The following is a 26,506-nucleotide window of genomic DNA, read 5'->3' as shown; positions in this document are numbered from 1 at the left end:
TCCCCCGTCCCTCCTCTCCCTCTCCCCCTCCCCCCCCCCCCCCCCCCCCCCCTCCGCCACCGCCCCAACCCACCCCCCCCTCCCCCCCCCCCCCCCCCCCCCCCCCCCCCCCCCCGCGGCTCTCGCTCCACGGCGCGTACGCCGCTCGCTGTGCGCGCTCCCGCTGTGGTGCGGTTACGCGGACTTCCGGCTGTCGCGCGGATGCACGGCGATGTTCATGGCGCCGGAGCGCAGGACCGCCAGCCTTTCGGCCAGCACTTCCTCGAGCTCCTCGCGGGTGCGCCGCTCCATGAGCATGTCCCAGTGCGTACGCGCCGGCTTGCCCTTCTTCTCCTCGGGGCCGTCCCCGTCAACGAGGAGTGCCTGGCTTCCGCAGACCTTGCACTCCCACTCCGGCGGAATCTCCGCCTCGACCGAGAACGGCATCTCGAAACGATGCCCCTTCTCGCATGCGTACTCCACCGCCTGGCGCGGGGCCAGATCGATGCCGCGGTCGGTCTCGTAGCTGGTCACCACGAGGCGCGTGCCGCGAAGAGCTCGCTCACTCATGAATCGTGCCTCCCGGGCTTGTCGCCCACAGGACAGGTGTCGCTGTCGTCGTCATCCGGTCAACGTCCGGTCGGCGGTAAAGATTCCCGTTGCGGGTCATGCGTCGCCCGTCGTGCCGCCCCTTGTTGTACCCACCAGTGCCCGGTTTGTCACATCTGGCAGCAGATGTCACCCAGCGTCTTTGCTGTAAGAGCACGCAGTAACGGTCCGCCTGGCAGGCCAAAGGCGTACACTACCGGCCTTTCACTTCCGCGTCTAAATCCGGTCCGGGACGGGGTTGCCCGCCTCGGCCACCGCCTTCCGGACGGGTACCCGCGCGAGCAGGACGAATCCCAGCGCGAAGAAGATCACCAGAGAGATGATCGCATCCCGGTAGCTGCCGGTCAGCTGGTACGCGAGCCCGAACACCAGGGGCCCCAGCCAGCTGAGCCCCCGGTCGCTCATCTCGTACGCCGAGAAGTACTCGGCCTCCTTTCCGCGCGGGACCAGGTGCGAGAACAGCGACCGGGACAGCGCCTGGCTGCCGCCCAGGACCAGCCCGATGGCCGCGGCCAGCGCGTAGAACCACACCGGCGCCCCGGCCGGCAGGAAATATCCGGCCGCCAGGATCAGGGTCCACACGGCGAGCGAACCGAGAATCGCGCGTTTCGCGCCGTACGTCCGCGCCAGCCGTCCCATGCCCAGCGCCCCGGCGACCGCCAGAACCTGTACTAGGAGCACGGCCGTGATGAGTGTGGTCTGCTCCAGGCCCAGCTCCTCGGAGCCGTAGACGGACGCCTGGGAGATCACCGTCTGTACCCCGTCGTTGTAGACGAGGTACGCCAGGAGGAAGGAGAGCGTCAGCGGATGCCGCCGCATGTCGCGGAGCGTCGCCCGCAACTGCCGCCAGCCCGAACCGACCGAGCCCTCGCGGCCGGGCGCCACCCTCCGGTCACGCAGCCGCCGCAGCGGTACGAGGGTGAAGGCGCCCCACCATAGACCGGCCGAGGCCAGACAGATCCGTACCGCCTCCGGCTCCGACAGCCCGAACGACGCGTGACCCGTGTACAGCACCAGGTCCAGGACCAGGACCAGCGCGCCGGAGGTGTAGCCGAACGCCCAGCCGCGCGACGAGACGGCGTCCCGCTCCTCCGGCGCGGCGATCTGCGGCAGATAGGCGTTGTACAGCGCCATCGACACCGTGAGCGAGGCGTTCGCCACGATCAGGAGGAAGGCGCCCAGGAGATAGCGGTCACCCTCCAGGAAGAACATGGCCGCCGTGGCGGCGGCCCCCAGGTACGCGGCCACCGCCAGCAGCGGCTTCTTGCGGCCCGTACGGTCCGCCGCCGCGCCCGCCAGTGGCATCACCAGGACCGCCAGGACGACGGAGGCGGACACGGCGTACGCGAAGACCGACCCCGCGCGGAGCGGGATTCCCAGCGGGTGGACGAAGCCGTCCGCGTCCGCGGCGGCCTTGGCGACCGACGTCAGGTACGGGCCGACGAAGACCGTCAGCACGCTCGTGGAGTAGACGGAGCACGCGAAGTCGTAGAAGTACCAGCCGCGTTGCTCGCGTCGCCGGTCGGACGGCTCTGCCGTACCGGCGGCCCGGTCGGCGGTCTCGGCGTCGCTCACGCCCGTCCCCCTCGTTCGTCCCCTTGGCGGAAGACGGGAGGCACGCTCAGACCCAGACCCCCCGGTCGGTCAGCACCGTGCGCAGCGTCTCCAGATGATCGGTCATGATGCCATCCACCCCCAGGTCGAGCAGCGCGGCCATCCGGCCGGGATCGTTGACCGTCCAGACATGCACCTGGAGGCCCCTCGCGTGCGCCGCCCGCACGAACCGCCGGTCCACGACCCTGACCCCGCCCTGGACCTCCGGCACCTGCGCCGCCACCGCACCCGCGCGCAGCGCGGCGGGGATCCCGTACGACCGCAGCCGCAGCCCCAGGACGCCCCGCACGCCGTACGAGGTGGCCAGCCGGGGGCCCGCGAGGCGGTGCGCCCTGGCCACCCGGCCCTCGTCGAACGAGCCGACGCACACCCGGTCCCAGGCGTCCGCCCTGCGGACGACCGCGAGCAGCGGTCCCAGAGCCGGCTCCGCCTTGAGGTCCACGTTCCAGCGGGCGTCGGGGAACTCCTCCAGCAGCTCCTCGAAGAGCGGCAGCGGCTCCTTGCCCGCCACGCGCGCGTGACGCACCTCGCTCCAGCGCAGGTCCCGGATCCGGCCCCGGGCGTCCGTAACCCGGTCCAGCGTCGCGTCGTGGAAGGCGACCAGCCGGCCGTCGGCCGTGGTGTGGACGTCCGTCTCGAAGTAGCGGTAACCGGCCGCGGCGGCGCGCCGGAAGGCGGCCGCCGTGTTCTCCAGCCCGTCCGCCGCACCGCCGCGGTGGGCGAAGGGTATGAGGGGAGAGGGGTGGTCCAGATAGGGGTGGCGTACGCGAGTCACCGCCGCAGTATGGCCTGCCCGGCTTTCCCGGAGGCGACCACGGTGCTGCCGGAACGCCCGCCCGTGGGGCCCGGGACGGTGAAGACGCGCAGGAAGAACTGGGCCAGCGGACCGATCGCCAGGGCGTACAGCACGGTCCCGATTCCCAGGGAACCGCCCAGGAGGAACCCGGTGACGACGACGGTGACCTCGATCGTCGTGCGGATCAGACGCAGGGAGCGGCCGGTGAGCCGGTGCAGGCCCGTCATCAGCCCGTCGCGCGGGCCGGGGCCGAAGCGGGCGGCGATGTACAGGCCGGTGGCCACGCCGTTGAGCACGATTCCACCGGCCATCAGCGGGACCTGGGCGAACAGGCCGTGCACGTCGGGCACGAACCACAGGGTGCCGTCCATCGCGGCACCGATGACGAGAACGTTCGAGACCGTGCCCAGGCCGGGCTTCTGCCGCAACGGCACCCACAACAGGAGGACGGCGGCACCGACGACGGTCAGGACGACACCCATGCTCAGGCCGGTCCGCTCGGCCAGTCCCTGGTGCAGCACGTTCCACGGCTCCAGGCCGAGGCCGCTGCGGACGAGCAGCGCCGAACTGGCCCCGTACAGGGCCAGACCGACGTACAGCTGGAGCAGCCGGCGGACGAGGTGCCGCGAAGCGGTGCCGGGATCCGGTGTGCCGGACGTCGTCGACATGGGTTGTGCCCCCCGAGGTGATGGTGGTGGACTGGCTCATGCCACCCTGTGGCAGGGCTTTGGATGCCAACCAGGTCCAATTCGAGGAAGGTGGACTGAATTCCATGGCTGAATGGACTTCGGCAGTGGGTCCCGCCCAGCTGGCCCGTCAACTCAGCGCGCAGCAGACCCGGCCGGCCGGCCCCGGAACCCGCAAGCCGCCCGCCTACCGGGCGCTCGCCGACGGCATCCGGCTGCTGGTGCTGGAGGGGCGTGTCCCGGTCGCCGCCCGGCTCCCCGCCGAGCGGGAGCTGGCCCTCGCGCTGTCCGTCAGCCGTACGACGGTCGCCGCCGCGTACGAGGCGCTGCGCTCCGAGGGGTTCCTGGAATCGCGCCGGGGCGCGGGGAGCTGGACGGCCGTGCCCGCCGGGAACCCGCTGCCCGCCCGGGGCCTCGAACCCCTGCCGCCGGAGTCGCTCGGCTCCATGATCGACCTGGGCTGCGCCTCCCTGCCGGCGCCCGAGCCCTGGCTCACCCGCGGCTTCCAGGGCGCCCTGGAGGAGCTGCCGCCCTACGCCCACACGCACGGGGACTACCCGGCCGGCCTGCCCGCGCTGCGGCAGATGCTCGCCGACCGGTACACGGAGCGGGGCATCCCGACGATGCCCGAGCAGATCATGGTCACCACGGGCGCCATGGGCGCCATGGACGCCATCTGCCACCTCTTCGCCGGTCGCGGCGAGCGCATCGCGGTGGAATCACCGTCCTACGCCAACATCCTCCAGCTGATGCGGGAGGCCGGCGCCCGCCTGGTGCCCGTCGCGATGTCCGAGGGACTGGAGGGCTGGGACCTGCCGCGCTGGCGCCAGGTGCTGAGGGACGCCGCCCCGCGGCTCGCCTACGTCGTGGCGGACTTCCACAACCCGACCGGGGCGCTGGCCGACGAGGACCGGCGGCGCGCCATGGTCGACGCGTCCCGCTCGGCCGGGACGGTCCTCGTCGTCGACGAGACCATGACCGAGCTGCACCTGGAGGAGGGCCTCGACATGCCCCGCCCCGTGTGCGCCTTCGACCCGGCGGGGAGCACGGTGCTCACGGTCGGTTCGGCGAGCAAGGCGTTCTGGGCGGGCATGCGCATCGGATGGGTGCGCGCGGCGCCCGACGTGATCCGCTCCCTGGTGGCCGCGCGCGCGTACGCCGACCTCGGCACCCCCGTTCTGGAGCAGCTCGGCGTCAACTGGCTGATGCGCACCGGCGGCTGGGAGGAGGCCGTGGCCCTGCGGCGCACCCAGGCGCTGGAGAACCGGGACGCGCTGGTGGCGGCGGTACGCCGGGAGCTGCCCGACTGGGAGTTCGAGGTGCCGCGCGGCGGCCTGACCCTGTGGGTGCGCACCGGTGGCCTGTCGGGCTCCCGGCTGGCCGAAGTGGGCGAACGGGTCGGAGTACGGGTGCCCTCGGGGCCCCGCTTCGGGGTGGACGGCGCCTTCGAGGGGTACGTCAGGCTGCCGTTCACCGTCGCCGGTCCCGTCGCCGACGAGGCCGCCGTGCGGCTCGCGGCCGCGGCGCGGCTGGTGAGGGCGGGCGCGAGCGCCGGTTCGGGCGAGTCGTTGCGGACGTTCGTGGCGTAGGGGGCGGGGCGCCCGCCGGCCGGCGGGGCGCCGTCGCGTGCGGCGGGTGCCGTGGGTCAGCCGGCGGCACCCGGGGCGGGCGGGGAAGGCGGGGCCTGGGCGCCTGCGGGAGCGGGTGCCGGTGCGGCCTGGGCGGCCGGGGGAGGCGTGGCCGGTGGGGCCTGGGCGGGCGGGGGAGGCGGGGCTTGGACCGGGGTGGGAGCCGGGGCGGGGGCGACCGCCGGTACGGGTACCGCCACCGGTGCTGCCGGGACCGGGGCGGGGGGCTGGACCGGTGGCTGGACCGGCGGCCGGGCCGGGGCGGGCGCAGGTGCTTGCGCGGGCGCCGGGTCCGGCCGGCGCTCGGGGAGCAGGTCCAGGACGGCCTGCCGGTGCGCCTCCGTCGTGGCGTCGTCGTACGGGTCGGGCGTCGCCGGGACCTGGAGCCGGAGTACCGGCCCCGTACCGAGCCGGGCGTACCCCCGCCCGGGCGGGAAGTGGGGGACCGGCGTGGTGTGCGGCGCGGCGCCCAGGACGTACCCCACCTGCTCGGGGTCGGCGGACCCGAGGACGACCCGGGCCCGGGTGTGGGTCAGGACCGCCTCGCTGAGCGTGTCCAGGCCGTCGAGCTGCTCCGCCACCACCACCGTCACGTGGGCCGCCCGGCCGTGCCGCAGCGGGACCTGGAGCAACGTCTGCGGGTCGACCCGCCCGTCGGCGGCGGCCAGGTGGCCGAACACGCTCGGCCGGTCCACCAGGATCCACAGCGGCCGCCTGGTGTCCTCGGGTGCCGGATACCCGGCCTGCCGCGCCCGGTTCGCCGCGATCAGGCGCCGCTCCGTCTCGTGCACCGCCCATTCCAGGCTCGCCAGCGCTCCGCCGAGCCCGCATTCGACGGCCAGGACCCCCGTACGCCCGGCGAGGCAGGCGTACTCGCCGGTCCCGCTGCCCTCGACGACGAGGACGTCACCGTGCTGGAGGGCCTGGAGGGCGATGGACCGCAGCAGAGTCGTCGTGCCGCTGCCGGGCTGCCCGACGGCCAGCAGGTGCGGTTCGGTGGAGCGCGGACCGGTGCGCCACACCACGGGAGGGGCGTCCCGGGTCTCGTCGCCGTCCCGCACGGGGACCGTCCGCTGCACCGCCTCGGGGTCGGTGAAGCCCAGTACGGTCTCGCCCGGCACGGTGACGAAGCGCTGGGCGGCCACCGACGTGGACAGCGCCGGCAGCACCCGCATGAAGAGCTGGTTTCCCTCTTCGTCCCAGTCGAAGAGGTACTCGCGGCCCCGCCCCGACTTGGCACGCAGCAGTTGTTCGATCCTCGCCCGGCTCGCGCCTTCGCCATCCGTGAAGTACGCCGGGTAGGTGATGCGCAGCCGGGACGGCCGTCCGTCGCCGTCGAACGCGAAGTCACCGAACGCCTTGGACCAGTCACCGCCGTGGAGGAACAGCGGGCTCGGGTCCTCCGGGACGGAGAAGTACGGCACCAGCGCCTCGTACAGCGACCGGAGCCGCTCGGTCTCCGCCTCGTCCGGCCCCGTCCTGACGACCGGGCGCTCGCGCCCCTGCCACGCCGCCGCGCCCATCAGCGAGACCAGGGCCAGCAGGGGGCCGTAGGGGACGAGCGCGACGGCCAGCACGCAGGCCGCGACCACGAACAGCGCGGGACCGCGCCGTTCCTTGGGGGTCGCGGCCCATCTGGCGCGTCCGGCCCCGCCCAGCTTCCGCAGGCCCCGGCTGATCGTGATCAGCGGATGGAGGACGTCCGTGGCGCCGTCGGCGGCCGTTCGTGCGATCTCCCGGCCGCGGGCGATCCGGGCGGTGGCGCCGCCCGGAATGCTCGCGATGCCCGGGAGGTTCGAGATGCGCGGAAGAGGGCGCCGTGCCACGTCGTACTCCTGATCCTGAAGTCGTGGAAGGGGCCGCTGCGGGTCAGAACTTGATCCCGCCCAGCAGGCTGGCCAGGCTCGCGCCGCCCGCCGTGATGCTGGGGGCGATCGCGGTGCCCGCGAGGTAGAAGCCGAACAGTGCGCAGACGAGGGCGTGGGAGGCCTTGAGCCCGTCCTTCTTGAAGAAGAGGAAGACGATGATGCCGAGCAGAACCACGCCTGAGATGGACAGGATCATGAGGGGATCTCCTGGGTGAGGGGACATTCACCTTGAGTACTTCCAGCCTCACAGCAAGTATCTATGTGATTAAAGATGCAAATGGGTGAATTTATCTGCTTTTCACTTCACTGGCGGACGGGAGCGGTGCCCGGCACGCGCCCGCGTGCCGCGGCCCATCCTTCGCCACCGGCGGGCCGGGTCATGTGATCGGCCGGGCAGTACCCTGTCGGTTCACTCGTACGGCTCTCCCGCCGTGCGTACCGGTCCGACCGGGTCCATGCAGGTCAAACGGCCGTCAGGGCCGCGTGCGCCATGGTGGTCATGGCGCGTCGATGAGATGAGAGGCGGTACGTCCGATGAGTGAAACCCCGGACCCCGAGGTGATCGAGCTGGCGTCCAAGGTCTTCGACCTGGCCCGACAGGGCGACGCCGAGACGCTCGCCGCCTACGTGGACGCGGGCGTGCCCGCGAACCTCACCAACGACAAGGGCGACTCCCTGGTGATGCTCGCGGCCTACCACGGCCAGGAGGACGCGGTGGCGGCCCTCCTGGAGCGCGGCGCCGACCCCAACCGCATCAACGACCGGGGCCAGACGCCCATCGCGGGCGCCGTCTTCAAGGGTGAGGACGGCATCGTCCGTGCCCTCCTGGCGGCCGGCGCCGATCCGGAAGCCGGCACTCCGTCCGCCGTGGATACCGCCAGGATGTTCGGGAAGACGCACCTCCTGGAGCTGTTCGGGTCCCGGTGAACGGGCGTCGAACCCCAGGTGAGAGCGGTGCCGTAAATGTGGTCGCGGTGGCGAAATGGCTGGGTCATCATGGCGTCGGGCCCGCATGGGGCCACCGACGAGAGGCAGAGGAAGATGGTCATCACCAAGCGGAAGACGACGGGCGGCTCCACATGTTGCTGCGCGGCCTAGGTAATCACCGTTCCCGGGTCACCCCGGGGTCCCCGGTCTCCTCCGGGTGCGTCGACAGCTTGATGTGAGGCATTTTCCATGTTCGATCCAGTCATAGCGCCGAGCGGTACCCTGCTCGGCCTGCTGCAGAGGGGTCGCGGCGACGGCACGCTGCACGCGCTGGCCGCGCCACGGGCGGAAGCCCTCGCGGCCCTCAACCACTGTGTCCTCAACGACCCCCGCCAGGACTGGCAGGTCGAGAACCGCTCCCTCTACTACGCGCGCCTCTACCTGGATCTGCACGGCCGGCTCGACGAGATCGAGGCCCATCTCCTCGGCGTCGAGGACCACCTCGACGGCGAGGAGTCACGGACCGGTCTCGCCCTCGCCGTGCTCGGCCACCTCGCCGCCTACGGCCGCGAGGACGCCCTCCTGCTGCTGCGCCGGTACGCCGCCACCGGGACCAACTGGTCCTGGGCCCTCGACGAGCTCGCCCTGCGCGACGACGACTCCGGACTGCGCGGCCTCGCCGCCCCGATCCTCGCCAGGTTCCCCGCCACCCCGGAGGGCGACGCCGAGCTGGCCGCAGCCGTGCGGGACGCCTTCGAGCCGCGCCCCTGGCGGCTGTGGGCCGACGACCGGCGCGAGGCGATCGGCGCCCGCGTGCGCGCCGCCCGGGAACAGGGCTCCTTCGACCGCTGGCAGCGCCAGCTGCGCCCCACCGGGCCCCGGCCCGGCTGGAGCGTCCAGGCCGTCTTCGACTGGGCCCAGGAGGGCCTGGAGCGCGGCTCCGCCCTCCACGTACCGGCTGCCCGCTGCCTCACCGCCGTCGCCGGCCCCGACGACCGCCGGCTGATCGTCGAGACGGCCCGCGGAGGTCCGGACGCCGCCCGCTGCGCCGCCCTGCACTACCTCGCCGAAGCGCGGGACGCCGTCGTGCTCGACCTCATCGAGGCCGCGGCGGCCAGTGACTCCCGGGTCGTCGCGGAAGCGGCCGTCGCCGCCTTCGAGCGCATGTGCGGCGACGAGGCCGTCGACCGGGCGCGCGGCTGGGTGCACCGACCGGACCCGCTGGGCGCGTCCGCCGCGGGCGTCCTCGCCTGCCGGGGCGACGCCCGCGACGCCGCGCTCGTCCTGGGCGCGCTGCGCGAGGCGGTACGGTCCGACGGCCCCGACGCCCACTCCCTCTACGCGCTCGTCGACGGCACGGGCAGGCTCGGTGTGGCCTGCGCCGCGCCCGTGCTGCGCCACATCTACCGCGAGACCGCGTCGTCCCAGCTCCGGGGCCGCGCGGCCCGCGCTCTCGCCGCCACGGACCCCTCCTTCCCGACCGGCTTCGCCGTCGAGTGCCTGTGGGACTGCGAGGAGACCACCAGGGAGGTCGCCGCACTGCACGCCGAGACCGGTGACGTGCGCGTGGCCGAGCGGCTGCGCCGCCTCGCCGCCGACCCGGCGGAGGAGGACGAGGTGCAGACCGCCGTACGGAGCAGGATCGGCCCCGACCTGCCCAAGGTCTGATCATCGCGCGGGGCGGGCGCCCGGCCTACGGACGCGCACGGCGTCCGCGCGACCGCCCCGCCCGGCCGTCCCCGGGCTGATGAGGGTGTTCCTTGCCACAATGGGGGAATGGCCGGGCGCTGGGAGTTCTGGATCGACCGCGGCGGTACCTTCACCGACGTCGTGGCACGGAAACCCGACGGCCGCCTGGTCACCCGCAAGCTGCTCTCCCAGGACCCCGCCCGGTACCGGGACGCGGCCGTGGCGGGCATCCGGCTCCTCCTCGGGCTCGCCCCGGGCGACCCCGTACCGGCGGACCGGATCGCCTCGGTCAAGATGGGAACCACGGTCGCCACCAACGCCCTCCTGGAGCGGCGCGGGGAACCCACCGTCCTGCTCATCACCGAGGGCTTCCGCGACGCGCTGCGCATCGCCTACCAGAACCGGCCCCGGATCTTCGACCGGCGCATCCTGCTCCCGGAGGCCGTGTACGACCGGGTCATCGAGGTTCCCGAGCGCGTCGACGCCCACGGGACGGTCGTCCGGCCGCTCGACACGGCCTTCGTGGGCGAGCGGCTGAAGGCCGCCCACGACGACGGTCTGCGGAGCGCCGCGGTCGTCCTCATGCACGGCTACCGCCACCCCGATCACGAGCTGCGCGTGGCCGAGGCCGCCCGAGTGGCCGGGTTCACGCAGGTCAGCTGCTCGCACGAGGTCAGCCCGCTGATCAAACTGGTGCCGCGCGGCGACACCACGGTCGTCGACGCGTACCTCTCACCGATCCTGCGGCGGTACGTCGACGAGGTCGCCGGCGAACTCGCCGGTGTGCGGCTGCTGTTCATGCAGTCCAACGGCGGGCTGCGCGAGGCCGCCCATTTCCGGGGCAAGGACGCCGTCCTGTCCGGCCCCGCGGGCGGCGTCGTGGGCATGGCCCGTACGTCCGAGCGGGCCGGCTTCACCCGGGTGATCGGCTTCGACATGGGCGGTACGTCCACCGACGTCTCGCACTACGCGGGCGAGTTCGAGCGGGAGCTCGGCACACAGGTGGCGGGCGTACGCATGCGTACGCCCATGATGAGCATCCACACCGTGGCGGCGGGCGGCGGGTCGGTCCTCCACTTCGACGGCCGGCGGTACCGGGTCGGACCCGACTCGGCAGGTGCCGACCCGGGGCCCGCCTGCTACCGGCGCGGTGGTCCGCTGACCGTGACCGACGCCAACGTGATGCTCGGCCGCGTACGGCCGGAGCACTTCCCCGCCGTCTTCGGGCCGGACGGTGACCAGCCCCTCGACGCCGAGGTGGTGCGCACCCGTTTCACCGCCCTCGCCGAGGACGTGCGGCGGCACACCGGAACGGCCCCCGCACCGGAGGAGGTCGCCGCCGGATTCCTCGAGATCGCCGTGCTGAACATGGCGAACGCGGTGAAGAAGATCTCCGTACAGCGCGGCCACGACATCACCCGCTACGCGCTGACCAGCTTCGGCGGGGCCGGCGGCCAGCACGCGTGCGCCGTCGCCGACGCCCTCGGCGCCGGAACGGTCCTGGTGCCACCGCTGGCCGGTGTGCTCTCCGCGTACGGAATCGGGCTCGCCGACGCCACCGCCATGCGCCAGCAGTCCGTAGAGGCGGAACTGGACGCCGCCCTCCACGCGCGCGTGCAGGACCTCTGCGCAAGGCTCGCCGAGCGTACCCGGGACGAACTACGCGCCGACGGCGTGCCCGACGGCACCATCGGCACCCACGCGCGCGTGCTGCTCCGTTACGCCGGAACCGACGCGAGTCTGCCCGTACCCCTCGACTCGGCCGAGGCCATGAGCGAGGCGTTCACCGCGGCGCACCGGGCGCGGTACGCCTTCACCATGGACAAGCCCCTGGTGGTGGAGGCCGTCTCGGTCGAAGCGGTGGGCCGCGCCGGGACCCACCATCCCCTCGCAGCGGAACAGCCGCCCAGGGACGGCCCTCTGCGACCGCACGCCACCGCGAGGATGTTCGTGGACGGCGCGTGGCGGGACACCCCGCTGTACCGCAGGGAGGACCTCCGCCCCGCCGACACCGTGCCGGGGCCGGCCGTCGTCGCCGAGCCGGACGCCACCACCGTCGTCGACGACGGATGGCGGGCCGTCGCGACCGGCACCGGTCACCTCCGCCTGACGCGGACCCGTCCCCGCCCGAGCCGCAGCGCCGTCGGTACGGACGTCGACCCGGTCCTCCTGGAGGTGTTCAACAACCTCTTCATGGCGATCGCCGAACAGATGGGCGTACGGCTGGAGAACACGGCCCACTCGGTCAACATCAAGGAACGCCTCGACTTCTCCTGCGCCCTGTTCGACCCCGCCGGCAACCTGATCGCCAACGCGCCCCACATCCCGGTCCACCTCGGCTCCATGGGGGAGTCCATCAAGGAGGTGCTGCGGCGCAACGAGGGCACCATGCGCCCCGGAGACGTGTACGCGATCAACGACCCGTACCACGGCGGGACCCACCTGCCCGACGTGACCGTCGTGACACCCGTCTTCGGGCCCCGGGACGACCTGCGCTTCCTCGTCGCCTCGCGCGGCCACCACGCCGAGATCGGCGGCATCACCCCCGGCTCCATGCCGGCCTTCAGCCGCAGCATCCACGAGGAGGGCGTCCTCTTCGACAACTGGCTGCTCGTGCGGGACGGGCGGCTGCGCGAGGCCGAGACCAGGAAGCTCCTCACCGAGGCCCCCTACCCGTCCCGGGACCCCGGCACCAACCTCGCCGACCTGCGCGCCCAGATCGCCGCCAACGAGAAGGGCATCGACGAACTGCGCCGCATGGTCGACCGGTTCGGCCTCGACGTCGTCCACGCGTACATGCGGCACGTGCGGGACAACGCCGAGGAGTCCGTGCGCCGCATCGTCGCCACCCTCCGGGACGGTTCCTACCGGTACGAGACCGACGGCGGCGCCGTCATCCGGGTGGCCGTCCGCGTCGACCGCGACCGCCGGGCCGCCGTCCTCGACTTCTCCGGCACCTCACCGCAGCAGCCGGGGAACACCAACGCCCCCACGTCCGTGGTCATGGCGGCCGTGCTGTACGTCTTCCGGACCCTCGTCGACGACGACATCCCCCTCAACAGCGGCTGCCTGGAACCCCTCGACGTACGCGTGCCGGACGGGTCGATGCTCGCCCCCGCCCACCCGGCGGCGACGGTCGCGGGCAACGTGGAGACCTCGCAGGCCGTGACCGGCGCCCTGTACGCCGCGCTGGGCGTCCAGGCGGAGGGCTCGGGCACCATGAACAACGTGACCTTCGGCAACGACCGGGTCCAGTACTACGAGACGGTGGCGAGCGGCTCGGGTGCGGGGGACGGCTTTGACGGCGCCGACGCCGTACAGACCCACATGACCAACTCGCGCCTCACCGACCCCGAGGTCCTGGAGTGGCGCCTCCCCGTCCGGGTGGACGCCTTCGCGGTGCGCGACGGCAGCGGCGGGCGCGGCCGGTGGCGGGGCGGCGACGGGGTCGTACGGAGCATCCGGTTCCTGGAGCCGATGACGGCGGCGCTCCTCACCGGGCACCGGAGGGTCCCCCCGTACGGCATGGCGGGCGGCGCTCCCGGGGCGCTCGGCGAGAACGCGGTGCGGCGCGCCGACGGCACCGTCCGGCGGCTGGAGGGCGTCGACGTGGTGGACGTGGCACCCGGAGACGTCCTGGTGATCGCGACCCCCGGCGGCGGTGGTTACGGGCCCCCGTCCGGCCGCGGGGGCCGCCCTAGCGGACCGGGATGAACCGCACCGGCGTCCCCGGCACGGCCTGGGCGGCCGCCGCCAGGTCCCGCTCCCGGACCACCGCCACCACCGGGTAGCCGCCGGTGGTCGGGTGGTCCGCGAGGAACACCACCGGGCGTCCGTCCGGGGGTACTTGGACCGCGCCCAGGACCATGCCCTCGCTGGGCAGCTCGCCGGCCACGGCACGCTCCAGGGGCGTGCCCTCGGTGCGCAGCCCTATGCGGTTGCTCGCCGGGGACACCCGGTACGCGCGCGTGGCGAAGTCCCGCAGCGCCGCGCCGGTGAACCAGTCGTCGCGCGGGCCTGGCCGGACGCGCAGCACCAGCTCCCCGGGCGCCGCCGGCCAGGGCACGACGTCGCACCCCGGCGCGCCCGGGTGCCGCGGCCCGAGCGGGAGCACGGTTCCGACGGCCAGGGGCGGGGGCCCGAGCCCCGAGAGCAGGTCGGTGGAGCGGCTGCCGAGCACCGGCTCGGCCGCGACGCCCCCGCCGAACGCCACGTACGAGCGCAGGCCCCGCACCGCGGCGCCCACCTCAAGCACGGCGCCCGCGGGGACCCGCACGGGCGCGCCCCACGCCACCGGCCGGCCGTCCACCGTGACGGCGCACGGCGCGCCGCCGACCGCGACGGTCACGGCGCAGCGCGGCCGCACCGCGCAGCCGTCGACGGTGGTCTCCAGCACGGCGGCGTCCGCCTGGTTGCCGACCAGCCGGTTGACCAGGGCGGCGGCGTACGGGTCGAGGGCGCCGGACCGCGGTACGCCCAGGTGCGCGTGGCCGCGGCGTCCCCGGTCCTGCACGGTGGTCAGCGCCCCGGCCCGTACGACGGCGAAGGCCCGGTCGGTCATCGGCCCCCCACGCCCACCGGGACGAACCGCACCCGGGTGCCCGGCGCCAGCAGCGCTGCGGGCTCCCGCGCCGGGTCCCACAGCACCGCGTCCGTCGAGCCGATGAGCTGCCAGCCGCCCGGCGACGTTCGCGGGTAGACGCCCGTGTAGCGGCCCGCCACCGCCACCGAGCCCGCCGGTACGGCCGTACGCGGGGTGGCGCGCCGGGGCACCTCGTACGCCGGCGGCAGCCCGGTCAGGTAGCCGAACCCGGGCGCGAAGCCGCAGAACGCCACCCGGAACGCGGCCGCCGAGTGGATCCGCGCCACCTCCTGCGGCGTCACGCCCCACAGCGCGGCGACGGCCCCGATGTCGGGCCCGTCGTACCGGACCGGGATGTCGACGGCCGGCTCCACGCGCGCGTGCGACGACGCGGCCTCCCACCCTGCGATGAGCGCGGCGAGCCGCCTCGGTTCCGCCACACCGTCCAGCAGCACCGTCCGCGCCGCCGGCACGATCTCGGTCACCGAGGGCAGCGCACCGGCCGCACGGCGGCGCAGCAGCTCGGCGTGGAAGGCCTCGGTCTCCTCGCCGCTGCCGAGTTCGACGAGCAGAGCGTGCTCGCCGACCGCGACGGTCCTCATACGAACGCCTCCACCCGGACACCGGAGGCCTCCAGCCGGGTCCGGACCCGGCGGGCCAGGTCCACCGCGCCGGGCGTGTCGCCGTGCAGGCACAGCGACCGGGCGCGGACGGGCACCGAGCGCCCGCACCGGGAGGTGACGACACCGAATCGGGCCATGGAAACGGACCGCTCCACGACGGCCGCCGGATCGGTGATGACGGCCCCCTCCTCGCTCCGCGGCACGAGCGTCCCGGCGGCGGTGTAGGCGCGGTCGGCGAACGCTTCGGTGATCACCGGCAGACCGGCCTTCTCGGCCACGTCGTGCAGCCGCGAGCCGGGCAGCCCCAGCAGGGGGAGCCGCTCGCCGCTGAGCAGCACGCCGTCGACCACGGCCTGGGCCTGACCCTCGTCGTGCACCACGCGGTTGTAGAGGGCCCCGTGCGGTTTCACGTACGAGACGCGTGCACCGGCGGCCCTGGCGAACACCTCCAGGCCGCCGATCTGGTAGGCCACTTCGGCGGCCAGCTCGTCGTACGGCACGTCCATGGAGCGCCGCCCGAAGCCGGCCAGGTCACGGTAGGACACCTGGGCACCGATCCGTACCCCGCGTCCGGCCGCGAGTTCGCAGACGCGCCGCATGGTGACGGCGTCCCCGGCGTGGAACCCGCAGGCCACGTTGGCGCTGGTGACGACCGACAGGAGTTGTTCGTCGTCCGTCAGCCGCCAGCGCCCGAAACCCTCTCCGAGGTCGGCGTTGAGGTCGATCGAGGCCCAGGTCATGGTGGTGTCTCCCTACTGCTGCGTCAGGTGAGCTCGCGGCCGCGCGTCTCCGGCAGGCCCAGCAGGGCCAGTACGGCGATGCCGTAGCCGACGGCGCCGAACACCAGGGCGCCGCCGACGCCCCAGCTGTCGGCGAGGAAGCCGACGAGGGTGGGGAAGAAGGCGCCCACCGCGCGGCCCGTGTTGTAGGTGAATCCCTGCCCGGTGCCGCGTACCGCCGTCGGGTACAGCTCGGCGAGGAACGACCCGAAACCGCTGAAGATGGCCGACATGCAGAACCCGAGGGGGAAGCCCAGGACGAGGACGAGACCGTCCGCCCCGGAGGGGATGTTGGTGTACGCGATGATGCACACCGCCGACAGGACGGCGAAGACGACGATGTTGCGTTTGCGGCCGAGCCGGTCGGTGAGGTAACCACCCGTCAGGTACCCGATGAACGCGCCGGATATCAGGAACGTCAGGTAGCCGCCCGTTCCGACGACGGTCAGCCCGCGGTCGCTCTTGAGGTACGTCGGCACCCAGGTGGCCAGCGTGTAGTAGCCGCCCTGGACGCCGGTGGAGAGGAGCACGGCGAACATCGTCGTACGCAGCAGATCCGGCCGGAAGATGGCCGTGAAGGAGCCGCGTCCGGTGCCCGACTCGCGTACGGCGACGGCGTGCGGCGCGTCCTCGACGTTCCTGCGCACCCAGATCACCAGCAGGGCCGGCAGGGCGCCCGTCCAGAACATCACGCGCCACGCGGTGTCCGGGTCGAGGAAGTGGAAGACCAGCGTGTAGACGATGACCGCGAGGGCCCAGCCGGCCGCCCAGGCGCTCTGGACGCCGCCCAGCGTACGGCCGCGGTGCTTGGCGGAGGCGTACTCGGCGACGAGGATCGCGCCGACCGCCCACTCGCCACCGAACCCGACGCCCTGGAGGGCGCGGAAGACCAGCAGGGTCTCGTAGTTCGGGGCGAATCCGCACAGGACGGTGAAGAACGCGTACGTGATGACCGTGATCATCAGCGCCTTCACCCGGCCGATCCGGTCGGCGAGGATGCCGGCGAGGACGCCGCCGACGGCGGACACGACGAGCGTGACGGTGGTGAGCAGGCCGGTCTGGCCGCTGCTCAGGCTGAAGTACGCGGAGATCGCCACCATGCTCAGAGGCAGCGTGAAGAAGTCGTAGGAGTCCAGGGCGTAGCCGCCGAAAGCGCCGCCGAAGGCGCGCCGGCCGCGTGGTCCCAGGGCGCGCAGCCAGGCGAAGGCGCCTGTGTCGGCGGGCAGTTCGCCCTGGGGGAGCCGAGAGGTCCGGGTCGTACTCATCTGCACCTCGCAGAGGGGGAGGCGGGCCTGAGCGGTGGGGGTGGAGCGGATCGGTCCGTGCCCCTCAAAGTAGGGATTGTTGAACGATCCGACAAGAGGTTCGTTCTCTCGTTCTCGGCTTCTTCTTTGCTTCTACGATGGGCGGAGCGGAAGCCGCGGACGGACGAGATGAGGTCGCAGTGGGGAAGACGGACTCCGGGAGCGGTGGGCTGGCGGACGACCGGGCGCTGCTCGGGCGTACGAGCACCGCCGAGCGGGTCGCGGACATCTTGCGCACCCGGATCGCCGAGGGGTTCTTCCCGCCCGGCACACGACTGTCGGAGGACAGCATCGGTGGCGCGCTGGGCGTGTCCCGCAACACCCTGCGCGAGGCGTTCCGGCTGCTCACCCACGAACGGCTGCTGGTCCACGAACTCAACCGCGGGGTGTTCGTGCGCATCCTCGCCGTCGAGGACGTCGTCGACATCTACCGCACGCGGCGGCTCGTCGAACGCGCCGTCGTGCACGACCTGGGGGAACCGCCCTTCCGCCTCGACGGCCTGGTCCGGGCGGTCGCCGAAGGCGAGCGCGACGCACGCGAGGGCGACTGGAGGGGCGTCTCCACCGCCAACATCCACTTCCACCGGGAACTGGTCGCCCTCGCGGGCAGCGACCGCATGGACGAACTGATGCGCGGTGTCCTCGCCGAACTCCGGCTCGTCTTCCACCTGGTGGACGACCCGCGTGCGCTGCATGAGCCGTATCTCCTCCGAAACCGGGAGATATTGGACGCATTGCGTGCGGGGGAGCGAGCGGAGGCGGAGCGGCTCCTCGTGGAGTACCTGGACGACTCCCGCGAGCGATTGGTCCGTGTTTACGCTGAGGCGATGGAGAACGTCCCGGCAGTGGCCACCGACTGACCGCACCGCCGCGCCCGGGACGGCGCCCGTCGTGCGCACGCCGCCGGCCCCGGCCGGGTGCCCGCCGCGGCACCGCCCGGCGGCACCCGCGCGGACCGTCCGACGAGCCAGACCGGGCGGGCCATCTGCGCCGTTTCGACCGTTGTCCGTGCGAGGACCTAATCTGTGCAGCGTGACTTCGCCTGCCTCGACGGAATTCGTTCCGCCCCAGCTCAGCGCGGGGCCGCGGCCCGCGCAGGGCCCGGCCGCCGACGAAGGGCTCGCGCGGCGGCTGCGCGCGCTCGCGTGCACCGCGCCCCTGCACGACCTGGACGCGCGCAAGGCGAACCTGGCGGGGGAGTACTCGACGTACGCCATGGCCGAGGTCGCCCTCGCCGCGATCGACCTCGTCACGCTCAACATGGACTTCGACACCGGCGCCGACCACGAGCAGATCGTCGCCCGGCTGCTGCCCCGCGTCGCGGCCCAGGCCCCGCGGCGGCCCGCCGCCGAACACGAGCGCGTGGCCCGCTGGGTCCTGGAGAACCTGATCAACGTCGGCAGCGTCGACCGCGGCTTCCGCGCCGTCTACGGCACCTTCGGCACCGACGGCGCCTATGTACGCCGCGACTACGACTTCAAGCTCATCGAGGAAGTCCCCGGCTACGGCGGCGCCGTCTACCTCCGTACCACCGACGAGGCGGTCAACGTCCTCGTCGGCGCCCTCGACACCGACGTCACCAGCGCCCAGATCGCGGCCGAGGTGAAGCTCGAGGTACTGATCAGCCGCGGTCGGCTCGCCGACGCCCAGCTCGCCGCCGAGCAGGCGCGGTACCGCACCGTGCAGTACGCGGAGACGCTCCGCAAGACCCTGGAGGCCACCCGGCGCAACGTCCGGGCCGTCGACTGGCTCAGCGCCGTACCCGACATGATCGACGAGGCGCTCGACCACGTCGCCGACCGGTACCGCCACGAGAACGCCATCCTCACCAACATCCGCAAGGCGCGGGACGAGGCCGAGGACCAGGAGCACAAGCGGCGCGCGGCCGAGCTCGTCGACATCGTCAAGGACTGCATCCGCCGCCACACCCAGCTCCAGTCCCGGCTCCTGGAGGCCGGACCGCTGTTCCGGGCGGAGCAGGACCGGCAGGCCTTCGCCCGGCCCACCGCCCGTTCCGGACTCGACCTCTACGGCCAGCTGGTCGCCCCCGTCCTGCCGCTGCCGGTGGAGCGGGCGATCAAGGTCACCGACGCGTACTTCACCCACGGCACGGGGCTGCGCGCACCCGGCTCGGTCCGGATGGGAGACCTGGTCGAGCTGCTGCTGACTCCGCCGGTGGAGCGGGACCACCTGGGGGCCGAGATGCCGGAACCGGACCTGATCGCGACACCCGACGACAGCCGGTTCAGCGAGGCGCAGCTGGCGACCGCCATGGAACTGCTCGACCTCGAGCACGACGCGCCGCGCCGGCTGTCCGGACTGCTCGCCGAGGCCCGCCGCCGCGACCCCGAACTGCCCTACCTGGTGGCGCTGCTGGCGATACACGCGGCGAGCCCACCGGTCGGCACGGCCTACCGGCAGGGCGAGCAGCGGCTGCTCTTCGCCGTCGACGACGGTGCCGAGCTGGACGACCCCGAGTTCGGTGGGGCCGACCTGATCGTCGGCACCGCCCTGCTGGACGCGGCGGGCATGGCCGCCGACCGTACGGACGCGACATGACCGGCGCCGCCGCCGTCCGCGTCCCCCCGCAATGCCCCGCCCCGTCCGTCCGCCGTGCGCGGGCCGGGCGCGGCTCCGCTCCCGGACGCCGTTCCTCCGCGCCCGCGCCGTCCCGATCCGCGCCGTGCCCGTCCGTCCCGTGCCCGTCCGTCCCGTGCCCGTCCGTCCCGACCCGATCCATCCGCACCGAGGAGCCCCAGCCGTGAGCGACCACCACGCCGAGCACGCCGACGCGTGGAGCGATCCGGACGCCCCCCAGGCGGCCCACCCCGCCGCGTCCGGCACCGCCACGCCCACGGCCGCCGGCGGCTCCGCCGTCACGCCCGCCGACGCCGCCGACGCCGCCCGCCTGGTCTCCTTCGGACTCCAGCCCAAGCTGCTCCCCGCCCGCGACGCCGAATACACCGACCTGCTCCGCCGCTACCGCGAGGATCCCGCCTTCGCGCGGGTCGCCGACGCCGTCGCCACCGGACTGGGCCTCATCGTCCTGGAGGTGTCCCCGCGCGCGGGAATGGCCGTCACCGCCGCCGAGGACTCGGTCTTCGCCGTCCGCATGGGCGACTACGCCCGCCGCGCCTCCACCGACTCCGGCGACCGCTTCCTCCACGGCCTGGCCCACCTCGCCGTCGCCGCCATGGCGTTCCCGCGCCCCGAGGACCTCGCCGACGACGGGTACATCGGCCGCGTCACCGTCAACGGCGTCGACGCCTTCGTACGCCAGGCGTGCCGCCGCCTGGAGGAGCGCGCCGAGGCGCAGGGCGAGAACACCGACCCCGTCACCGACACCCCCGGCCTGGAAGCCGCCTGGCGCGTCTACGCCCGGCGCAGCGCCACCGGCGCCACCAAGGACGCCCGCCGGCTCGCCGGTTCCACCACCGGCATCATCGGCAAGGCGGTCGCGTTCCTCACCGACTCCGGGTTCCTCCAGCGCACCGGCGACGAGGGCGGCGGTTCCTACCGCACCACCGCGCGCTACCAGCTCCAGGTCCGCGACATGGCGGGCAGCGCCGCCCTGTCCGAGCTCCTGGACCTGGGCGTCGTCCCGGTCAGCGACGGCTCCGCCACCCTCCTGCCGCCGCCCGAGGGCGACGACCTCGAGCTGGCCGCCGACGCCGGACTGCCCTTCCACGCCTGACCCGCCCGACGCACCACGCCCCCACACGCGCAACACGCCAGCACACGACTGAGAGTCCGCCGACATGTACGAGTTGTCCCGGGTCCGCCTCTACTCCATCGGGCCGGCCGGTGCGCGCTACGCCGACACCGTGCTGGACCTGCGCGGAGTGGGCGCGCCCGTGCCCAACCCCGCCCCGACGCAGGCGGAGTTCTTCCAGGAGGAGCCGGTCGGCCCGCCGCGGCGCCCCGCGCCCGCGGGCGTGCTCTTCCTGGAGAACGGCGGCGGCAAGTCCGTCCTGCTGAAACTGATCTTCTCGGTGATGCTGCCGGGCCACCGCAACACCCTCGGCGGCGCCAGCTCCGGCGTGCTGCGCAAGTTCCTGCTCGCCGACGACTGCGGTCACGTGGCCCTGGAGTGGCAGCACACGCTCACCGGCGAGCTCGTCGTCGTCGGCAAGGTCAGCGAGTGGCGCGGGCGGCAGGTCTCCAACGACCCGCGCAGGTTCGCCGAGGCCTGGTACTCCTTCCGTCCCGGGCCCGGCCTCAGCCTCGACTCCCTCCCGGTCGCCGAAGCCACCTCCGTACGCGCCCCCGCCGAAGGCGTCTCCGGTGCGCAGGGCCGCCGCCGCACCATGAAGGGCTTCCGCGACGCCCTCACGGAGGCCGGCAAGGCGTACCCGCACCTGGAGGTGTACTGGGAGGAGATCCACGACCGCTGGAACGAACACCTCGGCGACCTCGGCCTGGACCCCGAACTGTTCCGCTACCAGCGGGAGATGAACGCCGACGAGGGTGAGGCGGCCGGCCTCTTCGCGGTGAAGAAGGACTCCGACTTCACCGACCTGCTGCTGCGCGCGGTCACCGACACCCGCGACACGGACGGCCTCGCCGACCTGGTCAGCGGCTTCGGCAACAAGCTCGGCCGCCGCGCCGAACTCACCGCCGAGCGGGACTTCACCGCCGGCTCGGTCGACCTCCTCGGCCGGATCGTCGACGCGGCCGACACCCGCGCGCGTGCGCGTGACGTGCACGCCGGAGCCGAGCGCCGCACCCGTACGCTCGCCGGCCGGCTCGCCGCCCGGGCCGGTGAGGAACGCGGCCGCGCCGCCGCACTCGCCCAGCGGGTCACCGACGCCGCCCACACGGTCACCGAGGCCGAGCAGGCCCGGGCCCGCGCCTCCCTCGTCGCCGCCGAACTGGCCTACCGCCACGCCTCCCTGGCCCTCACCGCCGCCGAGAAGGGCGCCGCCGCCCAGCGCCGCGAACTGACCGACGCCCGCACCCTCCACGCCGCTTGGCAGGCCGCGGAGGCGGTCCTGAGGCACCGCGCCGCCGCCGACCGCTCCGCGCGCGTGGCCGCCGCCATCCGCGAGGCCGAGCGGGACGCCGCCCCCGCGCTCGCCGCCCGCGCGAAGGCCGCCGCCGACCTCGTACGCGCCCTGCACGCCGCCGCCGAGAAGGGCGAGCGGCAGGCCGACGAGGAGGAGGAGCGCTCAGCCGCCCTCCAGGAGGCGGGCGAGACCGCCCACCGCGACGCCACCGCCGCCGCCACCGAGGCCCAGCGCGCCCGCAGCGAAGCCGGCCACCTCAGGCAGCGCCTCGCCGAGGTGGAGCAGGAGACCGCCGAGGCCGTACGGGCCGGCTGGCTCGACGACACCGCCCCGGACGCCGACCCCGCGCGCGCCGCCCTCGCCGCCAGCGACGCCGAGAAGACCACCGTCGCCGCCTGGGACGCGGCCCGCGACGCCGCCCGCGCCGCGGCCGACCGCGCCCGCGAGGCCGCCGCCACCGAGGCCCGCGCCGAACTGGCCGCCGCGCGCGCCGCGGACGCCGCCCAGGCCGCCGAGAACGCCTACCAGGCCGAGCGCCGCGCCGCCGAGTCCATCGCCGCCGAGGAGCGCCTCGCCGAGCTGCTGAGCCTGCCCTCCGCCGCGGGACCGTCCGCCGCCGGGCCGTCCGCGGCCAGGCCCGCCGCCGTTCCCGGCCAGCGCCAGGGCAGAGACACCCGCACCGACAGCGGCACCGGCTCCGACACCGGTGCCGACGACGCGTCCCCACCCGCGCGGACCGCCGCAGGACCCCTCACGGTGGAGGAGTTCGACCGGTACGCCGACGAACTGCGCGACCTCCTCGACCAGGGCATCGCCTCCGCCGAACGCAAGCTCTTCGAGCTGCGCACCGCCGCCGCCGACGACTCCCGCATCCTCGGCGCCCTCGGCGACGGCGGGCTGCTGCCGCCCGGCCCCGACGTCCTCGCCACCGTCGAGTACCTCGGCGAGCAGGGCATCCCCGCCCTCCCCGGCTGGCGCTACCTCGCGCAGGCGGTCGACCCCGCCGACCACGCCGCGGTGCTCGCCGCCCGGCCCGAGCTGGTCGACGGCGTCGTGATCACCGACCCCGTCTCGTACGCCCGGGCCCGCGAGGCGCTGGCCGGCGCCGCCCTGCTCCCGCGCTCCGCCGTGGCCGTGGGCACCGCCGCCGCGCTCCTCGCGCCCGTACCGGCGCCGGCCGGCACGGACACGGACGTCTTCCTCGTCCCGCCGAACCCGGCCATGCACGACGAGCACGCCGCCGACGAGGAGCGCCAGGCGCTGCGCGCCCGCGCCGCCGCCCGCGACGAGGAGATCCGCGCTCTCGCCGCCCGCCTCACCGGCGACCGCTCGCTGTCCGCCCGCATCGGCTCCTGGCGCGCCGACTGCCCGCCCGGCATGCTCACCGAGCTCGCGGAAGCCGCCGCCACCGCGCGTGAGGCCGCCGAAGCCGCCGAGGCGGCACTCGCGGAGGCCCGCACCGCGCGGGCGGAGGCCGACGAGGCGGCGGCCGACACCGCACGCGTACGCGACGAGCGGCAGGAGGCCGCACAGCGGGCCCGCCGGGTCGCCGACGCCCTCGCCGGCCTGGCGTACCGGCTGCGCGAACGGGCCGGCTGGCAGACCCGGCTCCGTGAACTGGCCGACGAGGCCGCCGAGTACGAGGCCCGCGCCCAGACCTGCCTGGAGCGGGCCCGCGCCGCCGACGAGGACCGCCGCGCCGCTCAGCGCGCCGCCGACGACGCCCACCGCACCGCCCGCGCCCTGCGGGCCGAGCGCGCCGAGATCGCCGGCGCCCCGGAGCACCTGCCGGAGGAGGACGCCGACGCCCCCCGCGTACCGCTGGCGGCCCTCCGCGAGGCATACCGTGCGGCCTCCCAGCTGTACGAGAAGGTCGGCGTCGGCGCGGACCTGCGCGCCGAGCAGGCCCGCGCCGAGAGCGACGAGAGCGCCGCCCTCGCCGAGCTGGACCGCCTCACCAACAAGGTCCGCACCCGGGCCGCCCAGTTGCTGGAGAGCCCGGACGGCGCCGACGGCCCGTCGCGCCAGGCCGCCGCCGCCCGCGCCGAAGCCCTGGTCCAGATGCTGGAGAGCCGGGCCTCGGAGGCCAGCGAGAAGCTCGGCCGGCTGCGCGGCGAGGCCGAGCGCCTGGCACCTGCGGACGGTGAGGCCCACACCGGCCTGCCCGACGAGCTGGTGCCCACCGACGCCGACCACGCCCAGTCGCTCCTCCGTACGGCCACCACGGAACTGGCCGTCCGCAGCGACGCGCTGGAGACCGCCCGCGCCACCCACGCCCGGCTCCTCCAGGCCCACCGGGCCGCCGAGGACGCCGCGAGCGGGTTCGACGAGACCGCCGCCCTCCTGCGCGACCTGCTAAGGGAGCAGCACCCCGACGAGGACCGGGAGAGCCCCGAGCCGTACCCGGGCAGCCTGGAGGAGGCGCGCGGGTCCGCCGCCGAGGCGCGGCGCTCCCTGCGCGGCTGCGCCGCCGACCTGTCGGCCGCCGACGCCGCCGTACGGGAGACCTGCGACGTCCTCGTACGACACGCCAACTCCACCCGCTACGAGCAGGTCCGCACCCCGGCCCGGCAGCAGATCCGGGAGCTGCCGGCGTCGGCCCTGCCGGAGCACGCCGCCAAGTGGGCCGAAGCCTTCGCGCCCCGCCTGCGGGTCCTCACCGACGAGCTGGCCCAGCTGGAGCGCAACCGCGACTCGATCGTCGACCGGCTGCGCGGCCTGGTGGAGTCCGCGCTGGCCACGCTCCGTTCGGCGCAGCGGCTGTCCCGGCTTCCCGAAGGCCTCGGCGAGTGGTCCGGCCAGGAATTCCTCCGGATCCGGTTCGAGGAGCCGAACCAGGCGACGCTCGTCGAGCGGCTCGGCGAGGTGATCGACGAGGCGACCCGGGCGGCCGTCAGGAAGAACTCCGACCTGCGCCGCGACGGCATGTCCCTGCTGCTGCGCGGGGTCCAGGCCGCCCTTCAGCCCAAGGGCGTGGCGGTGGAGATCCTCAAGCCGGACGCGGTGCTGCGGGCCGAGCGGGTTCCGGTCGGGCAGATGGGCGATGTGTTCTCCGGCGGCCAGCTGCTCACCGCCGCCATCGCCCTGTACTGCACGATGGCCGCTCTGCGGAGCAACGACCGGGGCCGTGACAAGCACCGGCACGCCGGCACGCTGTTCCTCGACAACCCGATCGGGCGCGCCAACGCCACGTACCTGCTGGAGCTCCAGCGCGCGGTGTCGGACGCGCTCGGTGTCCAGCTGCTCTACACCACCGGCCTGTTCGACACGACCGCTCTCGCCGAGTTCCCGCTCGTCATCCGCCTGCGCAACGACGCGGACCTCCGGGCGGGGCTGAAGTACATCAGTGTGGAGGAACACCTGCGCCCCGGCTTGCCGCAGCCGGCGCAGGAGGGGGAGACGGCGGTGCACGGGGAGATCACCGCGACCCGCATGTTCAAGCGCGGCCCCGTCCCGGAACCGGCGATCAGCGACTGAACCGCCCCTGGACGCATGGGTGGCCGGCTCCGTACCGCCGGACAGGCGCGGGGCCGGCCCACGCCCCGCCGTACCGGAGCCGGCCCGCACCGGAACCCGCCCGCGCGGGCATCACGGTCCGGGGGTTCGGCCCGTACCGGACGTCAGGCCCGCGACAGCCGGTTGTCGCCCGTGCCCCGCCGCTCCGGTATGCGCGCCGTCCCACGCGCCGCCCCACGGCCCTCCGCACGCGCCGCCCGTTCGGCCCGGCGGCGTTCCCGGCGCAGCCGGCGTGCCGTGCTGCTGGGGATCGACACCACGCCGTGGCGCTGGTTCCACACCTGCCGGGTCACCCACACGTCCAGCACGGACCAGGTCGCTACCACCGTGCCGGCCACGCTGCCGAGCACCATCGGGAAGGCCAGCCAGGAAGCCGTGAGCGTGCAGAAGAACGCGATCACCGCCTGTACCAGCGTCAGGGACGTGATCAGCACCGCACGCACCGCCGCCGTGCGCACCGGATCGGGGAGCCTGCGCCGCCCCACCGGTTCCTCCACCCACAATTCGTTCCGTGCCGCCGTCTCCATCCGAACCGCCACTCCCCACGCCCGACCGTCTCCTGGGTTGGCTGCCCGTCTCGAGCCGCTTTACGCCGGCGGAACTCGCCTCCCCTGTACAGAAGGACGATCGATGGCCGGGGAAGATTCCCCAGGAACACATAATTCCAGCCATCCGCGCATGAATGAGAAGTGACGCCCAGCCAGGTGTCATCCACCAAAGCGCCGATCGTCAACTCGCCGAATAGCAGGACAACTCATGATCTGCGTAGCGTGCTGCGGCCGAAAATCGCCCGGACGTCCCTTCGAGTTGTCCGTGGTGCAGTAGTAGGCTCACGCCGTTTATTGCTGCGTTGATGTGTACACCCACGCCGGGCGACAGGCGGGTGCGAGTGGGGGAGGC

19 protein-coding genes are annotated in these 26,506 nt (G+C 74.0%); 8 read left to right on the top strand and 11 right to left on the bottom strand.

The features are described 5' to 3' along the window. Window positions 1-174: 174 nt before the first annotated feature. From AC07DW_RS15830 to yczE, 4 genes are all read right to left on the bottom strand, one after another. A complete protein-coding gene (locus AC07DW_RS15830) occupies window positions 175-549 on the bottom strand; it encodes an RNA polymerase-binding protein RbpA (RefSeq protein WP_026278069.1) in 375 nt (124 codons plus the stop codon). A gap of 255 nt (window positions 550-804) precedes the next feature. Then, a complete protein-coding gene (locus AC07DW_RS15825; RefSeq protein WP_478858232.1) occupies window positions 805-2,163 on the bottom strand; it encodes an MFS transporter in 1,359 nt (452 codons plus the stop codon). 46 nt (window positions 2,164-2,209) lie between these two features. Then, window positions 2,210-2,977 carry a glycerophosphodiester phosphodiesterase family protein gene (locus AC07DW_RS15820; protein WP_478858231.1) on the bottom strand — a complete coding sequence of 256 codons (768 nt, stop codon included), beginning with the start codon at window positions 2,975-2,977 and terminating at the stop codon, window positions 2,210-2,212. Continuing rightward, window positions 2,974-3,666 (bottom strand): membrane protein YczE, encoded by a 693-nt coding sequence (yczE, locus tag AC07DW_RS15815; protein WP_478858230.1) that lies wholly within the window; start codon window positions 3,664-3,666, stop codon window positions 2,974-2,976. The genes AC07DW_RS15820 and yczE overlap by 4 nt, the downstream gene beginning before the upstream one ends. 104 nt (window positions 3,667-3,770) lie before the next feature. Between yczE and AC07DW_RS15810 the strand changes: the two genes are divergently transcribed. After that, window positions 3,771-5,273, top strand: a complete 1,503-nt coding sequence (locus tag AC07DW_RS15810; RefSeq protein WP_478858229.1) for an SCO1417 family PLP biosynthesis transcription factor — start codon at window positions 3,771-3,773, stop codon at window positions 5,271-5,273. Window positions 5,274-5,329: 56 nt separating this feature from the next. Here AC07DW_RS15810 and AC07DW_RS15805 read toward each other — a convergent pair whose 3' ends face one another. Together AC07DW_RS15805 and AC07DW_RS15800 are read right to left on the bottom strand one after the other, a co-directional pair. Beyond that, window positions 5,330-7,138: a hypothetical protein gene (locus AC07DW_RS15805; protein ID WP_478858228.1), complete on the bottom strand. Its 1,809-nt coding sequence runs from the start codon at window positions 7,136-7,138 to the stop codon at window positions 5,330-5,332. A 43-nt stretch (window positions 7,139-7,181) separates the two neighbouring features. Next, window positions 7,182-7,376, bottom strand: a complete 195-nt coding sequence (locus AC07DW_RS15800; RefSeq protein ID WP_017949565.1) for a hypothetical protein — start codon at window positions 7,374-7,376, stop codon at window positions 7,182-7,184. A 338-nt stretch (window positions 7,377-7,714) separates the two neighbouring features. On the opposite strand from AC07DW_RS15800, the gene AC07DW_RS15795 reads away from it, so the two are divergent. From AC07DW_RS15795 to AC07DW_RS15785, 3 genes are all read left to right on the top strand, one after another. Further along, window positions 7,715-8,107, top strand: coding sequence for an ankyrin repeat domain-containing protein (locus AC07DW_RS15795; protein WP_478858227.1), 393 nt, complete (start codon window positions 7,715-7,717; stop codon window positions 8,105-8,107). 249 nt (window positions 8,108-8,356) lie between these two features. Further along, complete coding sequence (locus tag AC07DW_RS15790) at window positions 8,357-9,775, top strand: HEAT repeat domain-containing protein (protein ID WP_478858226.1); 1,419 nt, start codon at window positions 8,357-8,359, stop codon at window positions 9,773-9,775. A gap of 108 nt (window positions 9,776-9,883) precedes the next feature. Further along, window positions 9,884-13,510: a hydantoinase B/oxoprolinase family protein gene (locus AC07DW_RS15785; protein WP_478858225.1), complete on the top strand. Its 3,627-nt coding sequence runs from the start codon at window positions 9,884-9,886 to the stop codon at window positions 13,508-13,510. Here AC07DW_RS15785 and AC07DW_RS15780 read toward each other — a convergent pair. From AC07DW_RS15780 to AC07DW_RS15765, 4 genes are read right to left on the bottom strand one after another with little or no spacing between them, the layout of a single operon-like run. Beyond that, window positions 13,494-14,357 carry a 5-oxoprolinase subunit C family protein gene (locus AC07DW_RS15780; RefSeq protein WP_478858224.1) on the bottom strand — a complete coding sequence of 288 codons (864 nt, stop codon included), beginning with the start codon at window positions 14,355-14,357 and terminating at the stop codon, window positions 13,494-13,496. The two genes, AC07DW_RS15785 and AC07DW_RS15780, sit on opposite strands and share 17 nt — an antisense overlap. Further along, window positions 14,354-14,980, bottom strand: coding sequence for a 5-oxoprolinase subunit B family protein (locus AC07DW_RS15775; RefSeq protein ID WP_478858223.1), 627 nt, complete (start codon window positions 14,978-14,980; stop codon window positions 14,354-14,356). Before AC07DW_RS15775 ends, AC07DW_RS15780 begins: the two co-directional genes overlap by 4 nt. Further along, on the bottom strand, window positions 14,977-15,741 hold the full coding sequence (locus AC07DW_RS15770; protein WP_478858222.1) for a LamB/YcsF family protein: 765 nt from the start codon (window positions 15,739-15,741) through the stop codon (window positions 14,977-14,979). Before AC07DW_RS15770 ends, AC07DW_RS15775 begins: the two co-directional genes overlap by 4 nt. Window positions 15,742-15,764: 23 nt before the next feature. Beyond that, on the bottom strand, window positions 15,765-17,045 hold the full coding sequence (locus AC07DW_RS15765; protein WP_478858221.1) for an MFS transporter: 1,281 nt from the start codon (window positions 17,043-17,045) through the stop codon (window positions 15,765-15,767). Between the two features lie 137 nt (window positions 17,046-17,182). Between AC07DW_RS15765 and AC07DW_RS15760 the strand changes: the two genes are divergently transcribed. The 4 genes from AC07DW_RS15760 to AC07DW_RS15745 all read left to right on the top strand — a co-directional run bounded on the left by AC07DW_RS15760 (window position 17,183) and on the right by AC07DW_RS15745 (window position 25,567). Further along, window positions 17,183-17,944: a GntR family transcriptional regulator gene (locus tag AC07DW_RS15760; RefSeq protein WP_478858220.1), complete on the top strand. Its 762-nt coding sequence runs from the start codon at window positions 17,183-17,185 to the stop codon at window positions 17,942-17,944. Between the two features lie 172 nt (window positions 17,945-18,116). Then, complete coding sequence (locus tag AC07DW_RS15755) at window positions 18,117-19,643, top strand: hypothetical protein (RefSeq protein WP_478858219.1); 1,527 nt, start codon at window positions 18,117-18,119, stop codon at window positions 19,641-19,643. A 202-nt stretch (window positions 19,644-19,845) separates the two neighbouring features. Beyond that, a complete protein-coding gene (locus AC07DW_RS15750; protein ID WP_478858218.1) occupies window positions 19,846-20,778 on the top strand; it encodes a hypothetical protein in 933 nt (310 codons plus the stop codon). 64 nt (window positions 20,779-20,842) lie between these two features. Then, complete coding sequence (locus AC07DW_RS15745; protein ID WP_478858217.1) at window positions 20,843-25,567, top strand: hypothetical protein; 4,725 nt, start codon at window positions 20,843-20,845, stop codon at window positions 25,565-25,567. A gap of 143 nt (window positions 25,568-25,710) precedes the next feature. On the opposite strand, the gene AC07DW_RS15740 is transcribed toward AC07DW_RS15745, so the two are convergent. Further along, a complete protein-coding gene (locus AC07DW_RS15740; RefSeq protein WP_478858216.1) occupies window positions 25,711-26,133 on the bottom strand; it encodes a hypothetical protein in 423 nt (140 codons plus the stop codon). Between the last annotated feature and the right edge of the window lie 373 nt (window positions 26,134-26,506).

This window comes from Streptomyces sp. NPDC045701, assembly GCF_056432045.1.
Note: the sequence above shows the minus strand (reverse complement) of the source record. Positions and strands in the feature narration are given on the sequence as shown.